This window comes from Maritalea sp. YIW29, from assembly GCF_057219265.1.
On the sequence record NZ_JBXVVF010000001.1, the window covers coordinates 807,780 to 821,936 of the forward strand.

Annotated in this window: 13 protein-coding genes; 5 read left to right on the top strand and 8 right to left on the bottom strand. The window is 48.9% G+C overall.

Features of this window, described 5'->3' with window-relative positions:
* Positions 1–61: 61 nt before the first annotated feature.
* Positions 62–235 (top strand): hypothetical protein, encoded by a 174-nt coding sequence (locus tag AC2D8L_RS04040; RefSeq protein WP_484684162.1) that lies wholly within the window; start codon positions 62–64, stop codon positions 233–235.
* Positions 236–314: 79 nt separating this feature from the next.
* Here the strand turns inward: AC2D8L_RS04040 and AC2D8L_RS04045 are convergent, their stop codons facing one another.
* Positions 315–1,421, bottom strand: coding sequence for a DUF6161 domain-containing protein (locus AC2D8L_RS04045; protein ID WP_484684163.1), 1,107 nt, complete (start codon positions 1,419–1,421; stop codon positions 315–317).
* Positions 1,422–1,510: 89 nt separating this feature from the next.
* On the bottom strand, positions 1,511–5,200 hold the full coding sequence (locus AC2D8L_RS04050; RefSeq protein ID WP_484684164.1) for a vitamin B12-dependent ribonucleotide reductase: 3,690 nt from the start codon (positions 5,198–5,200) through the stop codon (positions 1,511–1,513).
* 741 nt (positions 5,201–5,941) lie between these two features.
* On the opposite strand from AC2D8L_RS04050, the gene AC2D8L_RS04055 reads away from it, so the two are divergent.
* The 3 genes from AC2D8L_RS04055 to AC2D8L_RS04065 all read left to right on the top strand — a co-directional run bounded on the left by AC2D8L_RS04055 (position 5,942) and on the right by AC2D8L_RS04065 (position 7,529).
* A complete protein-coding gene (locus AC2D8L_RS04055) occupies positions 5,942–6,535 on the top strand; it encodes a response regulator (RefSeq protein WP_484684165.1) in 594 nt (197 codons plus the stop codon).
* Between the two features lie 167 nt (positions 6,536–6,702).
* The gene (locus AC2D8L_RS04060; protein WP_484684166.1) at positions 6,703–7,089 is read left to right on the top strand and encodes an NADH:ubiquinone oxidoreductase subunit NDUFA12; all 387 of its coding nucleotides are present in this window, start codon (positions 6,703–6,705) and stop codon (positions 7,087–7,089) included.
* A gap of 11 nt (positions 7,090–7,100) precedes the next feature.
* Complete coding sequence (locus AC2D8L_RS04065; RefSeq protein WP_484684167.1) at positions 7,101–7,529, top strand: DUF2155 domain-containing protein; 429 nt, start codon at positions 7,101–7,103, stop codon at positions 7,527–7,529.
* Here AC2D8L_RS04065 and aat read toward each other — a convergent pair.
* The 6 genes from aat to AC2D8L_RS04095 all read right to left on the bottom strand — a co-directional run bounded on the left by aat (position 7,466) and on the right by AC2D8L_RS04095 (position 12,880).
* On the bottom strand, positions 7,466–8,140 hold the full coding sequence (aat, locus tag AC2D8L_RS04070; RefSeq protein ID WP_484684168.1) for a leucyl/phenylalanyl-tRNA--protein transferase: 675 nt from the start codon (positions 8,138–8,140) through the stop codon (positions 7,466–7,468). The genes AC2D8L_RS04065 and aat overlap by 64 nt on opposite strands.
* Before the next feature lie 37 nt (positions 8,141–8,177).
* Entirely contained in the window at positions 8,178–9,515 is a 1,338-nt protein-coding gene (gene accC / locus AC2D8L_RS04075; RefSeq protein WP_484684169.1) for an acetyl-CoA carboxylase biotin carboxylase subunit, read from the bottom strand.
* Positions 9,516–9,526: 11 nt separating this feature from the next.
* A complete protein-coding gene (gene accB / locus AC2D8L_RS04080) occupies positions 9,527–10,021 on the bottom strand; it encodes an acetyl-CoA carboxylase biotin carboxyl carrier protein (protein WP_484684170.1) in 495 nt (164 codons plus the stop codon).
* A gap of 25 nt (positions 10,022–10,046) precedes the next feature.
* Positions 10,047–10,487, bottom strand: coding sequence for a type II 3-dehydroquinate dehydratase (gene aroQ / locus AC2D8L_RS04085; protein WP_484684171.1), 441 nt, complete (start codon positions 10,485–10,487; stop codon positions 10,047–10,049).
* Between the two features lie 130 nt (positions 10,488–10,617).
* Positions 10,618–11,502 carry a DsbA family protein gene (locus AC2D8L_RS04090; RefSeq protein ID WP_484684172.1) on the bottom strand — a complete coding sequence of 295 codons (885 nt, stop codon included), beginning with the start codon at positions 11,500–11,502 and terminating at the stop codon, positions 10,618–10,620.
* Positions 11,503–11,536: 34 nt separating this feature from the next.
* The gene (locus AC2D8L_RS04095; protein ID WP_484684173.1) at positions 11,537–12,880 is read right to left on the bottom strand and encodes a M48 family metalloprotease; all 1,344 of its coding nucleotides are present in this window, start codon (positions 12,878–12,880) and stop codon (positions 11,537–11,539) included.
* A 105-nt stretch (positions 12,881–12,985) separates the two neighbouring features.
* On the opposite strand from AC2D8L_RS04095, the gene AC2D8L_RS04100 reads away from it, so the two are divergent.
* Positions 12,986–14,146 (top strand): pyridoxal phosphate-dependent aminotransferase, encoded by a 1,161-nt coding sequence (locus AC2D8L_RS04100; RefSeq protein ID WP_484684174.1) that lies wholly within the window; start codon positions 12,986–12,988, stop codon positions 14,144–14,146.
* Positions 14,147–14,157 lie beyond the last annotated feature (11 nt).

Consider the following 14,157-nt stretch of genomic DNA (forward strand, 5'->3'; position numbering starts at 1 on the left):
CGCCTTCGCGGGGATGACGGGTGGGGGACTACACAGCTGATTGTACCTGTAGCCCTAAATCATGGAACCTCAGGTCAAGCACGAGGGTAATGGATTTCTGGGCACCAGCATGGAATATCTCACCAACATTGTTTCCCAGTTTGATGCGTTGGGGATAGTCGATGAGGACTGTTCATCACTGCTTGCTGCAGAGCAGGAGCGGAAGTTGAGCAACGACGAGGTGAAAGAGAAGTAACCTTTTTTAGTTGCTCTCGCTTTATGTATTTGCGAATTCATCATGGACCCTCGGGCCAAGCCCGAGGGTGACGAGGTGGTTATTTTCCGAGTTTCATAAGTTCAGCCAGGTTTGGTGGGTCTATATCATTTGGTTCGCCCGGTAAGGGCCTGAACATTGCATTGAGCATGAGGTGCCGTTCTTTTTCGACATCTTGATCATCTTCTAGAAGGCTAAAATAGGTATCAGATATCGCTTTTCTCTGTAGAGCATCGTCTAGCAACAATTTGTTTGACAAGAATAGCCGTACGAATATTCGCAAAAACCAGATCAACCCCGCGATAGGCAATCCTACAACTATGAATTTTGGTGCCAGAAATGCAACTAAGTTTTCCCAACCGACTAGACTTGTTTGGCCGACGAGCAAATTCTCTGCACGCGATAGCCAATCAGTCGAGACTGCTTGGTTGAGCAACCACAAGAATGTGCCTGTCACAAATAGTAAGACAAAAATCATCGACCGGTGTTGGACACGATGCGATGTTACCTTTTTTGCCCATAAGTCAGATAGCGACGAAAGTTTTAGGCGCTCCAACGTCTGTGTTTCAAACGCTTTGATGCGTTTGCTTGCCTCAGCGAGTTCCTTGTTGGCATTTGCAATTAATTTGCCGAATTCCGATTCTTTTTGGTCCGCACGTTGTACGGCACCAAACATCGCCAAATTGAGTTTTTCAGTTGATGAGTCGATGGACTTGTTGAAGCGTAAATGGGATTTTTTGATCTCGTCGATTTCGGCAAGCAGTTTGGGTTTCATTCGGCCGTCCAGAGTATAGACTGAAAATGCGAACGCAACTTTGTTGATCTGTTCAGCAAGTTCTGTTGTAGCGACTAATACTGTTTTTTCAATTGCCGGAAGTTCTACTTTTTCAGTTCCTCGTTCGCCAACATTCATAGCCACAATTACCTTGGTACGACCAAGCAATGTTTCAACTTTTTGATGGAGTACACTGAGGTTTTGCGGTTGCATGTACTTGAGCTTCTGCATGTCGATCGTTTTGATCAACCCCTTAGAGAATTCGACTGCGTGACGCGATTCTAGAAATTCGTACCCTTCCACGCCAAAGACTTCGCTCTTATTCAAGGCTTGGGTATCAAACTTCAAAAGTTCATTGATTGATGTCTCAAGAATCTCGATTCGTTCATCCACCTTCAGTATCCCTTCAAAAAATCAAAACCCCGACCAGCTTGCGCCGACCGGGGTGGGTATTCGTTTTAAAACATAACAACACGAAGTGTTTAGCTACAGCCCGTCGTTGAGCCACATGTATCACACTTCAAACATGTGCCGTTGCGGACCAGTGTGAAGTTGGCGCATTCGGGGCAGCTTTCCCCGACATAGCCTTTCATCTGCGCTTGGGCGCGTTGGGTGTTTATGTCGGCAACTGGTGGTGCAGTAGCAGGGGCCAAGGTTGGTTCGGCTTGTACGGCTGTTTGGCCGGAAGTGTGCAACATGGTTGCGGCACTGGTCTGCATGGCCTGCACAGCGTTGCCAGCGGCGGCAGTTGGTTCAGAAGAAACAAGCATTAGGTTCTTGTCTTTCACCCGACCGCGGGTAAGGCCTTTAGAAACAAACTGGGCCGCACCAACTGGTTTTGGTCCATTGCCAGATGTTTGGTCTTGCCCGGCATTGGACGACAGTGAGGTTGTGCTCATATTGTCAGGCGTCACGTGGGCCAAATCATCACGATCAAGATAGGAGATCGCCAATTCGCGGAACACATAATCCAAGATCGAAGTTGCTGACTTGATTGCCTCATTGCCTTGCACCATGCCCGCAGGTTCGAACTTGGTGAAGGTGAACGCATCCACATATTCTTCTAGTGGCACACCATATTGTAGACCAAGGGAGATGGCGATGGCGAAGTTGTTCATCATGGCGCGGAAGGCGGCGCCTTCTTTATGCATATCGATGAAGATTTCGCCCAGTGAGCCATCATCATATTCGCCTGTGCGCAAGAAGATCGTATGGCCACCAACACGAGATTTTTGCGTGTAGCCTTTGCGGCGGTCAGGCATTTTTTCGCGGTCGCGAACCCGTTCAACGATCCGCTCGACAATGCGTTCAGAAACTTGGGCCGTGCGATCCACTGGCGCTTTTGCCACCAAATCTTCTGCCGCATCGATTGCATCATCATCGTCATCTGCCAACAATTGTGCATTTAGCGGCTGGCTGAGTTTTGAGCCGTCACGATAAAGCGCGTTGGCTTTAAGTGCGAGTTTCCAAGACAGCATGTAGCTTTCTTTACACTCTTCAACCGTTGCATTGTTTGGCATGTTGATGGTTTTAGAAATCGCACCAGAGATGAATGGCTGCGCCGCGGCCATCATGCGGATGTGGCTTTCAACGCTTAAGAAGCGTTTGCCGATCCGACCGCAAGGGTTGGCGCAATCAAACACCACATAATGTTCTTCTTTAAGGTGAGGGGCTTTTTCTAGCGTCATCGCACCACAAATGTGGATGTTTGCCGCGTCTATTTCCTCTTTGGTGAAGCCAAGAGCGCCCAACATGTCAAAATTCATGTCGTCGAGCTGCTCGTCGGTCAGGCCGAGATCGTTTTTACAGAACTCTTCGCCAAGGCTCCATTTGTTGAAAGCGAATTTGATGTCAAACGCGCTTTCAAGCCCAGCATTGATCGCAACAACTTTCTCGTCGGTAAAGCCTTTGGCTTTCAACGTGGTTGGGTTGATGCCGGGTGCTTGGTTTAGATTGCCATGGCCAACTGCGTAAACTTCGATCTCAGCGATTTGGTCTTCAGCATAGCCGAGGGTGCGAAGTGCTTCAGGTACGGCGCGGTTGATGATTTTGAAATATCCACCACCGGCAAGCTTTTTGAATTTTACGAGCGCGAAATCTGGCTCAATGCCTGTGGTGTCACAATCCATCACCAAACCAATGGTGCCGGTTGGTGCAATCACAGAGACCTGAGCATTACGGAAGCCGTGCTTTTCGCCCAATTTCAGCGCATTGTCCCATGCTTTTTCAGCATGTTTGACCAAGCGTTTGTCATTGCAGTTTGCATGATCGAGTGGCACTGGGTTGATGGCCAGCTTCTCATAGCCTTCGGACTTGCCGTGGGCTGCTGTGCGGTGATTGCGGATTACGCGCAACATGTCTTTTTCGTTTGGCTTGTAGCCTGGGAATGGACCCAGTTCTTTCGCCATTTCAGCAGAGGTTGCGTAAGACACACCAGTCAAGATCGCTGAGATTGCGCCACCAATGGCCCGACCTTCATCAGAATCATAGCCAATGCCAGATGTCATCAACAGGCCGCCAATATTGGCATAGCCAAGACCAAGCGTGCGGTACTTATATGAACGTTCCGCAATGGCTTTTGATGGGAATTGAGCCATCATCACTGAAACTTCCAGCACCATCGTCCACAAACGAACAGAATGCTCGAAATCCTCAATCAGGAATTCGCCATTTTTGTCGCGATATTGAAGCAAGTTCAATGAGGCGAGGTTACAGGCTGTATCGTCCAAGAACATATATTCTGAACAGGGGTTGGACGCACGGATATCGCCAGAGGCTTTGCATGTGTGCCAATCGTTGATGGTGGTGTGATATTGTATGCCCGGATCAGCACATGCCCAAGCGGCATAGCCAACGCTGTCCCACAATTCGCGGGCCTTCAGGGTTTTTGTCGATTCGCCAGTAATACGGCCTTTAAGGTCCCAATCACCATCTTGCTCAACAGCTTCAAGGAAACCATCGGTTACACGAATGGAGTTGTTTGAGTTTTGGCCAGCAACGGTCAGGTAAGCTTCGCTATCCCAATCCGTGTCGTAAACAGGGAATTCAAGATCTGTATAACCTTGCTCTGCGAACTGGATCACGCGCTGAATATAATTTTCAGGCACTAGTGCCTTTTTCGCCGCGCGAACTTCGCGCTTAAGGGCAGGGTTCTTTTGAACATCAAAGCAATCATTGCCTTGGCCTTCGCAATTCACGCAGGCCTTCATGATGGCTTTCATATGTTTGGAAACTGTTTTGGACCCGGTGACAAGAGCGGCAACCTTTTGCTCCTCTTTCACCTTCCAATTGATATATTCTTCGATATCTGGGTGATCGATATCCACCACAACCATTTTCGCGGCGCGACGGGTTGTGCCGCCGGACTTGATGGCGCCAGCAGCACGGTCACCAATTTTTAGGAATGACATCAAACCAGATGATTTGCCGCCACCTGAAAGGCTTTCGCCTGAGCCACGAAGGGACGAGAAATTTGAACCGGTGCCTGAACCATATTTAAACAGACGTGCTTCGCGCACCCATAGGTCCATAATGCCATTGTCGCCAACCAGATCATCTTCGACGGACTGGATGAAACAAGCGTGGGGCTGAGGGTGCTCATAGGCTGAGTTAGAGCGCACGAGTTCGTGGGAGAAGGGGTCTACATAATGGTGGCCTTGGCCAGGTCCATCAATGCCATAAGCCCAGTGAAGACCAGTATTGAACCATTGTGGGGAGTTTGGCGCACATTTTTGCGTCGCGAGCATATAGCAAAGCTCGTCAAAGAAAGCGCGTGCGTCTTCTTCTTTATTGAAGTAGCCGCCTTTCCAGCCCCAATAGGTCCAGGTGCCGGCCAACCGGTCAAAAACCTGACGGCTGTCAATTTCAGAGCCATAGCGCTCATCTTCAGGCAATTTCGCCAACGCTTTTTCATCAGGGACTGAACGCCAAAGCCAAGATGGAACAGTGTTCTCTTCTTGTTTCTTTAGATGTGCTGCAACACCTGCCTTGCGGAAGTATTTTTGCGCGATAATATCAGCGGCAACTTGTGACCAACTTTCGGGCACATCAATATTTTCAAGCCTAAATACAACCGAACCATCGGGGTTCTTAATCTCGCTTGTCGCCTTGCGAAACTTAATGTCTGCATATGGTGATTGATTTGGCTTCGTGTAACGCCGCTCTATGCGCATTTATGGTGACCCCCGTCTAGATTGGACATAAAAATCATGTCCGTTGAACCAATATGGTTCCCGAAATTCTGTTCAACACTGCCTGTTAGGCGTAGGAAATGAGCCTTTCCTACATGGCCTATTAGCCCCAATATTTGCCTTGCGGCCCAGCATTTCTTGCTCGGTTTTGCCCGCACTGACATTTGCGCGTTAAATATCAACATCTTGGTCCAAACCTCCGTTTCGCCCGTACGTATATTCACGTAACAAAGCCATTTCGGCGTTCACTCAAGTGCAAAAGTATAACGAAACCGAACATTCAATCGTTCAGCAAGTTTGCTCGTTGTGTTTTGCGCATGTTCATATTCAATTTGCAAGAAACGAGATTACTGGTTTCAAAATTATCGTCAACTGCTTTGATTTGCACTTTCTACAATCCCTAGTGTGTTTTAGGGCGGAAATGACCATATCTGGTATATGAGGTGTGAACAATGGGGATAACGCAATTGCGATGATTCGGATGCAAATTGCGCCAGAATCGGCAAAATGTGCCCTGTTTGAATTACCCGCGAAAGTGGTGTGAGCGGTCTAAATTTCCCCGAAAGATCTGTAATTTAGTCCCAAAATTGAATATTCGATCAATTTTTTCGAAGTCAAATCGGGGTCCGGAAAACTGCCATTGGTGACCATGCCAACTTTATTTGAATTGCTGTCAAGCGCATTATTTAAGTGGATATTTGTATTGCGTTTAGGTTGTTTTAAATGGGTGGTCATACTCCACACGATGCTGACGGATATGACGGACCTTCGGTCGTCGTGATTGAACACGCCCGGCACATGCAAGTCCTTTATCGATCAATGCTTTCTGGAACAGGCACGCGGGCATTGCGGGTCTATAGTGACCCGCAAGATGCGATCGCCGCAATTATTGCCGAACCACCTGACGTTTTGCTTGTTGATTGGGATACGGAAAAGCTTCCCGGGAATCGATTCTTAAAACAGTTCCGATCTCGCCAACTTTATCCCGTTTGTTTATTGCCCGTCATCATGGTGATGTCTGAGGTGCGGCAGCGCACATTTGAGCAAGCGGTGAGGCTAGGGGCCAGTGCTGTATTAGCGAAACCAGTTTCAACAACAAGGTTGTTCGAGTACATTTCGTGGGTCTTGCTGGAAAGGCAACGTATGCAATTGTTGGAAGACAAATATGTTGTTCGCCCACTTGTTGAGCGGCTAAGTGAAATGAAAAACAAACACTCCTCACTTAAAGCCGAGCATTTCGCACAAGGCGAGCAGATGGCGCAGGTCGAATCGCTGCAATCAGATGTCGACCGAATTTTGAAATCTTCCTTCTATTAGTCGGCTCACGGTTCTCAATTTGCCAGAATTCGTTGGTTTCTGGGCTGAAATATCGGTGAAATTGCTAGCTCTTAACACTAAGAGATGATAAACGCTTCGGGTAGAGAATGTGGGCACTTGATGCCCGTTGGCGTTCGATTTGATCTTGTTGGTATTTTGGAGCTGAAATGAAACAGCTATTAGCAGAACTATTCATCTGGTGGCATGGCCAAACTTTGGGTACGCGCGTATTCACAGCGCTTAATGGCAAATTGGTCGGTGAAGATGATGCTGGCAACAAATATTATATTTCCAAGAAAGACAGCAAGCGCCGTTGGGTGATTTACAACGGTCCAGCAGAAGCGTCTGCAATTCAATCTGGTTGGCATGGCTGGATGCATCGCCGCACTGACGTGTTACCAACTGAACAAGACTACAAGCCCAAAGATTGGGAAAAGCCTCATCACCAAAACCTGACAGGTACGAGCGCTGCGTATCGTCCACAGGGCAGCTTGCTTGCCAATGGCAAACGTCCAGAGGTTTCCAGCGATTATGACGCGTGGTCACCAGAATAATCGATAAATCTATGTTTGCCCTTTTGAAACGTCTCAATCGCCAGATTGTCGTTGCCGTCTTATTTTTGGCGACGATTTTGCTGTGGTTGCCCGCAGCGCGGGCGGAGACAATTGCAAACCCGGTTGTTGTGTTTGCCGGGTTGGACAAGATAACCGGGCGCATCATCAATTTTGACGTATATATCGATGAAACGGTGCAGTTTGGTGCGCTTCAGATAACGCCGCGAGCTTGCTACACAAGACCAGCAAACGAAACCCAGCGCACGACGGTTTTTGTTGAGGTTGATCAGGTTTCTCTTAAGCAAAGCGTTTCGAGAATTTTTACTGGATGGATGTTTGCCGATAGTCCTGCGCTAAACGCCATCGACCATGCCGTTTATGACATTTGGCTCGTGGACTGCAAACAGTCCTCTGACGTTCCGCCGCCATCAAGTCGATAAAAATCACCATTGACCTTCAGCGCGTTATGCAACCTCTCGTGATATTGTTCGCGTGGTATTTCAATCCCGCCAAGCGAGCGTAGATGGTTGGTGATAAATTGGGTGTCCAACAGTTGAAACCCGCCCACATTCATTCGATCGACGAGGTGCGCGAGGGCAACTTTTGACGCATCACGCTCTTTGTGGAACATGCTTTCGCCAAAGAATGCGCCACCAACTGCAATACCATAAAGGCCGCCGACCAAATTGCCCTGTCGCCAAACTTCAACCGTATGGCAATGACCCATGCGAAATAGCTTGTGGTAAAGCTCGATGATTTCGTTGTTGATCCAGGTTTCGTCACTGTCAGCGCGTTTAGCGGCGCAATTGGAAATGACGGCTAGGAAGTTCGTGTTGACGCGAATTTCAAAATGATCGCGTCGCATCAACTTTTTCAGGCTTTTTGAAATGTAAAACCCGTCAAGCGGGATAATGCCGCGCTCCTCCGGATCCACCCAAAACAAGTCGCTAGAATCAGCGCTTTCCGCCATTGGGAATATGCCGTGGGTATAGGCGCTCAGCAGCATCTCGGGTGTCAATTTGAGGGCGTGTGGGTCGGTTTGAACAGCCATAATCAAAAACAGGGCACCAAATGGTGCCCTGCAGTTTTTACATCCCTAGATATTTTTCCAGCCAGTGAATGTCATAATTACCGGAAATGACATCTGGCTCCTTTATCAACCTTCTAAACAGCGGCAATGTGGTTTTCACACCATCAATAACAAACTCATCGAGTGCGCGATTGAGACGTTGCAAGCATTCCTCACGGGTGCGGCCATGCACAATGAGTTTGCCGATCAAGCTGTCATAATAGGGGGGAATTTTATATCCCTGATAGACACCTGAATCAACTCGCACACCAACGCCACCCGCTGGGTGATAGAACGAAATGGTGCCGGGTGAGGGCGCAAATGTGTCTGGGTCTTCAGCATTGATCCGAACTTCAATTGCGTGGCCCCAAAACTTCACATCCTCTTGCTTAACCGTCATTTCTAAGCCAGCAGCAATTCGGATTTGCTCGTAAACAATGTCGACCATTGTAATACGCTCAGTAACCGGGTGTTCCACCTGCAAACGGGTGTTCATTTCAATAAAATAGAACTCGCCATCTTCATAAAGAAACTCAACCGTACCAGCACCGGAATATTTCATCTCCGCAACAGCGTTGGCGCAGATCATGCCAATTTCTTCACGCTGCTCAGGGGTAATGGTTGGGCCGTTTGCTTCTTCCCAGACTTTTTGGTGACGTCGTTGCAACGAGCAATCGCGTTCGCCCAGATGGACAGCGCGGCCTTTGCCGTCGCCCAAAACTTGCACTTCGATGTGACGTGGTTTGCCCAGATATTTCTCGATGTAAACAGCATCATCCCCAAAGGCCGCTTTGGCTTCAGTTCTCGCTGTTGAAAGGGCAACGCCGATTTCTTCTTTGGTTTTGGCAACTTTCATACCGCGACCGCCGCCGCCGGAGGCAGCTTTGATGATAACGGGATAACCAATTTCGTCTGCGATCCGAAGTGCTTCCTTGTCTTCGGTTACGCCACCTTCAGAACCGGGCACAACCGGAATACCGAGTTTCTTGGCTGTCCGTTTGGCTTCAATCTTATCACCCATAATATCGATGTGGTGCGAAGACGGGCCGATAAAGGTGATGTTGTGCTCTTCTAGAATCTGCGCGAAGCGGGCGTTTTCCGAAAGGAAACCATAACCCGGATGTACAGCATCGGCGCCTGTGATTTCGCAGGCCGCTAGAATGGACGGAATGTTGAGATAACTGTCTGTTGCAGGGGCGGGGCCAATGCACACGCTTTCGTCTGCCAAGCGCACATGCATGGCGTCAGCGTCGGCTGTTGAATGAACAGCGACAGTTTGAATGCCAAGCTCTTTACACGCGCGCAAAATGCGCAGGGCGATTTCGCCGCGGTTTGCAATGAGAAGTTTGGAGAACATGTTTGTTTCTCCTATTCGATCACAACAAGGGGTTCGCCGAATTCGACTGGCTGAGCATCATCAACCAAAATACGTGTGACTGTGCCAGCTTTGTGGGCCGGAATTTGGTTCATGGTTTTCATCGCCTCGATGATCAGAACCGTTTGGCCTTCAGTAACCTTGGCGCCAACTTCAACAAAGTTCGCAGCGCTTGGCTCTGGCGCCATATAGGCTGTGCCTACCATGGGTGAATTCAACGTGCCTGGGTTGGAAGAAAGATCTTCTGCTGCAGGTGCTGCAACTGACGTTGGCCCAGCAGGTGCCGCACTTGGTGCCGGCGCGGGTGCTGCTGCTTGGGGCGCATATGCCATCGGAGCAGATACCTGAACAGCTTCTTGCGGGTAAGAACGCGTAACGCGAACCCGAAAATCATCTTTTTCGATTTCTACTTCTGCAAGATCTTGTTCATTCAACAATTCTGCAATTGTCCGGATAAGATCGCGGTCAATTTTTGAATCTTTTGTCATTTAGGTAGAATCTCCGATTTTTTCATTACTCTGGGATCTGTGTCGCCAGTGCCCCGATTGCAAGGATATATCCAGTTGGCCCCAAACCGCAAATGGTTCCGGTGGCAACTGGGGATATGTATGAATGATGGCGGAACTCTTCCCGCGCATAAATGTTTGATAAATGGACTTCAATTGTCGGTATATTGATGGCGCGTATTGCGTCGTGAATGGCAATTGAAGTGTGGCTATAGGCAGCTGGGTTGATGATCAATCCGTCGCAATTTGCCCCGGCCTCTTGCACTTGGGTGACAAGTTCGCCTTCCGAATTGGTTTGTGAAAACGACAATTCAAAGTCGAACTGTGCGCACTCATCAAGACAAGCGGCTTCGATTTCAGCCAAACCAATATTTCCATAGATTTCGCCTTCACGGTTACCAAGTAAGTTTAGGTTGGGACCGTTTAGAATTGCGATTTTTTTGGCCATTAGTTGCCGCCTATTTATGACATTCATCAAAAAAGTGTGATGTGACTATACGAATTTGTACCAAAAGGCAAAGGGGAGAATTTCATTCCCTTGCCTTTTGTGTCGGTTTTGTAGTGAATTCAGCCTCAGATTAAAGGTTGCAAGTTGCTTTGCCGCAATCACGCATGTTTTTGACCTTTTTGCGCATCTCTTCAATTCCAACAGCGCCACGCAAAAGTTCGTCGCCGAGGATGAAGTTTGGTGTTGAAGAAACACCCAACGCGTCGGCCACTTGATATGTGCGGCTAATCGCATCTGATACAGACTCATCGCCCATCTGTAGCTCAAGATCAATTGGGTTCATGCCGAGTGCTGCAGCAGCGGCAAGGGCGGCGTCCTTATCAATTTGTCCGCGCGAAGCGAACAATTGGGTGTGGAAGTCCAAATAGTTCACATTCTTGTCGCGCGCTACCAAAACAGCGATCCGTGCAGCATCTACAGAGCCCTGACTAAGTATTGGAAATTCTTTTAGGATCAGGCGAACATTTTTGTCTTCGTCCAGAAGTTGCAACACGTCGGCCAAAGCTTGGCGACAGAAGCCACAATTGTAGTCGAAGAACTCAACAAGCGTTACGTCGCCGTCAGGATTTCCCAATACGACATGGTCCGGATCGTCGTAAATTGGGCCTTTCATTGCCACTAGTGCGGCTTGAGCTCGGGCATTTTGCTCGCGCTCGGTTTCCGCCTGCAATGCGACCGACATGCGTTGCAATAGGGAAGGATTGCTCATCAGATAGTTTTCAATAACCGGACCAAGATCGGAAGTTTCGATGACGGAACCAGAAGCAACATCCGCGGCTGCACTTTCTTTCATTGTCGCTTCTTGCAAAGCCGCAAATTTTTGCTCAACGGTCTGCTCAATAAGGCTTTCGATTTCGGCTTTCGTCAGCGCATTTGGTTGTTGTTGCAACATTGCGATTGCAATGATGACAACTGCGAACAAACCAGAGAAGAAGAAAATTGTGCGAGCTTGCATGGTGTTGAACTTTCGAATCAAGGATGGGTGGTGATCAAGTTAGTGACAATATGTCATCAGAGCGTAACCAGGCGGGTGTTCCCTTGACTAAATTTTGTTGAGCCTTCTTTGCAAGTCCCCTTGCAAGCTTTTTTTCGCCATTTAACAGTGCTGCTTCCGCCGCCGCAAGGTCTGCTTGGCCTTTATCTCCTAGTTTTGCATAGGCTCGGGCCAAGATTGAGAATGGGCGCGGAGAAGTGCGCGAAGTTGCTGAAATGCGTCTTAGTTGTCCAATAGCCTCTTCGATATTTGAACGGACGCCCGTATCCGCGAGCGCCACCGCATAAATCAAACGTAACTCAGGTTCATTTGGGGAAAGGGCAACAGCCCGCTTTAGTGATTTGACGGCTTTGGCTGGGTTGCCCGTCTCAAAATACATTTGCCCCAGCATTTCATGGAAATATTGGTTTTTTGGCGCGGCTTTTACCAATGCGGCCATCTGCTTGATTGCAGCATTTCCCGCCCCGGCACGATAACCGGCAATAGTGCGGGCATATCGAGCGGCCAGCGATTTGTCGCTGTTTGGATATCTATTCAACACGGAATTGGAGCGTTCCAAAAAGCCCATCAGTTTGGCTTTGACAAATTCCAATTTACGAACGTCGCTTGGATTGTCGCGTTTATTGCGGAATGGGCTGGTGGCAGCTTTGTTCTGAACTTGAGATAGACGGTCCTCGGCCAACGGGTGCGTACGCAAATATGCGCTTGCCGCTGCGCGTATGCTTTGGTTGCGCTGCAATGTGTCCAGCACATCAACCATACCTTGAGGGGACTGTTTTGTGCGCTCCAAGAGTTTTAGCGCTGCAGCGTCAGCGGCGCTTTCTTCGGATCGTCGATAGGCAAGAAATGCGTTTTGCCCCGCTGACGCGGTGCCGATAATGAACGCGGAAACAAGTCGGCCAACATCACCATTGGTGTCGCGTCCGGCAGCCGCAGCAAGGACCCCGATGCCCAAAACGGTTGAGATCGCAGTGAGTTGACCTTGCACTTCGGCCTGTTCTTTTAGCCGTTGCAGGTGCCCGCCAGCCAAATGGCCCACTTCGTGTGCAATAACGGCCTTTAGGGCATTTGGTGTTTGGCTGTCTAATATGGTGCCATAGTTCACAAACATCGCGCCGCTTTCGATTACGAAGGCATTGAACCGGCGATCATTCACGATATAGATGGGCAAGTTTTTCTTTTGAATACCGGCGGCTCGTAGAAACGGCGTTGTGAACTCACGCAGCATTGCTTCGGTTTCAGCGTCTGTGATCAGTTTCAAAATAGCGGCGTGGGAGACGCCAATGGGCGCTAGTGAAAGCGTAATACTCAAAAGAATTGTGGAGAGAATTCTACCCATTGCTAAATTGACCTTTGCGCCCCAAGAAATTTATGGCCTTGATGGGGACCTGATCGACCCCTGAAACTATATATGGCACCAAATGCAGGAAAGTTGGGCACTTTAATGGCGATATCACAAGAGTTTGAAGCGTTGCGACCTTTTTATGCGATGGAAATTTTGGCCATGGCAAAGGAAAAAGAAGCGCAGGGAATTGAGATTTCGCATCTGGAGGTTGGCGAACCCGGCGTTCCGGCAGCGCCAGAAGTTCGTGAGGCTGTCGCTCAAACCATTTTAGAGGAACGACAGGGCTATACACATGCCAAAGGAAACCTGTCCCTTCGGGAGGGGTTGGTGCACTATTACAGGCAACGGCACAAAGCCATTGTAGATGTCGAAAACATTCTGGTGACCAATGGGTCGTCGGCTGGCTTTATCTTAGCCTTTTTGGCGGGGTTTCATCCGGGCTCTAAAATTGCAGTCACGCGACCCGGATACCCTGCCTATTTGAACATTCTTACAAGTCTTGGGATTCAGCCTGTCGAAATTGCATTGGAAGCCAGCTCGAACTGGCGGCTGAATGCTGAAATGGTACAAGAGGCGCACGAGCGCGAGGGTTTTGATGGTTTGCTTTTGGCGTCTCCCGCCAATCCAACAGGCGCGATGATTGAACCTGAGGCGCTAGAGCAAATCATGAATACGTGTCGTTCGTTAAACGTACGATTTATTTCTGACGAGATTTACCACGGTCTAAGCCACGGTATGAAAGAGACGTCGGCGCTTGAATTTGGCGACGATGCCATCATCATCAATAGTTTTTCGAAATACTATTGTATGACCGGCTGGCGTTTGGGCTGGATGGTTTTGCCAAAAGACCTTGTGCGACGAACCGAAATTATGGCGCAGAACATGTTCATTTCCGCGCCGAGCATGTCCCAACTGGCAGGTGAGGTGGCCCTAAATTGCCGTCCATATTATGACGCACAAAAACAGCATTATGTCGCCAATGGGATGATTTTGACCCGCGCCCTGAACGAGATGGGCTTTCGTGATGTTTGTCAGTCAGACGGCGCATTTTACGCCTACGCGGATATTTCCGAATTTTCGAATGACAGTGTGCATTTTTGCCAGCAATTGCTCGAACGCGGTGATGTGGCGGCGACACCGGGTGTCGATTTTGATCGCGTGAACGGGCACAATTTTGTGCGCTTTTCCTATGCAGGTTCGCGTGAGACCATTGAAAGCGCCATAGAAAAAATGGCCGGCTTTTTGAGCCGACCACTATAAACTCTATTAGA

Coding starts and splice junctions, on each gene's coding strand:
- AC2D8L_RS04050 (WP_484684164.1), bottom strand. CDS start 5,200: ATGCGCATAGAGCGGCGTTACACGAAGCCAAATCAATCACCATATGCA.
- AC2D8L_RS04065 (WP_484684167.1), top strand. CDS start 7,101: ATGTTTGCCCTTTTGAAACGTCTCAATCGCCAGATTGTCGTTGCCGTC.
- AC2D8L_RS04060 (WP_484684166.1), top strand. CDS start 6,703: ATGAAACAGCTATTAGCAGAACTATTCATCTGGTGGCATGGCCAAACT.
- accC (WP_484684169.1), bottom strand. CDS start 9,515: ATGTTCTCCAAACTTCTCATTGCAAACCGCGGCGAAATCGCCCTGCGC.
- AC2D8L_RS04090 (WP_484684172.1), bottom strand. CDS start 11,502: ATGCAAGCTCGCACAATTTTCTTCTTCTCTGGTTTGTTCGCAGTTGTC.
- aroQ (WP_484684171.1), bottom strand. CDS start 10,487: ATGGCCAAAAAAATCGCAATTCTAAACGGTCCCAACCTAAACTTACTT.
- AC2D8L_RS04055 (WP_484684165.1), top strand. CDS start 5,942: ATGGGTGGTCATACTCCACACGATGCTGACGGATATGACGGACCTTCG.
- AC2D8L_RS04095 (WP_484684173.1), bottom strand. CDS start 12,880: ATGGGTAGAATTCTCTCCACAATTCTTTTGAGTATTACGCTTTCACTA.
- AC2D8L_RS04100 (WP_484684174.1), top strand. CDS start 12,986: ATGGCGATATCACAAGAGTTTGAAGCGTTGCGACCTTTTTATGCGATG.
- accB (WP_484684170.1), bottom strand. CDS start 10,021: ATGACAAAAGATTCAAAAATTGACCGCGATCTTATCCGGACAATTGCA.
- AC2D8L_RS04040 (WP_484684162.1), top strand. CDS start 62: ATGGAACCTCAGGTCAAGCACGAGGGTAATGGATTTCTGGGCACCAGC.
- aat (WP_484684168.1), bottom strand. CDS start 8,140: ATGGCTGTTCAAACCGACCCACACGCCCTCAAATTGACACCCGAGATG.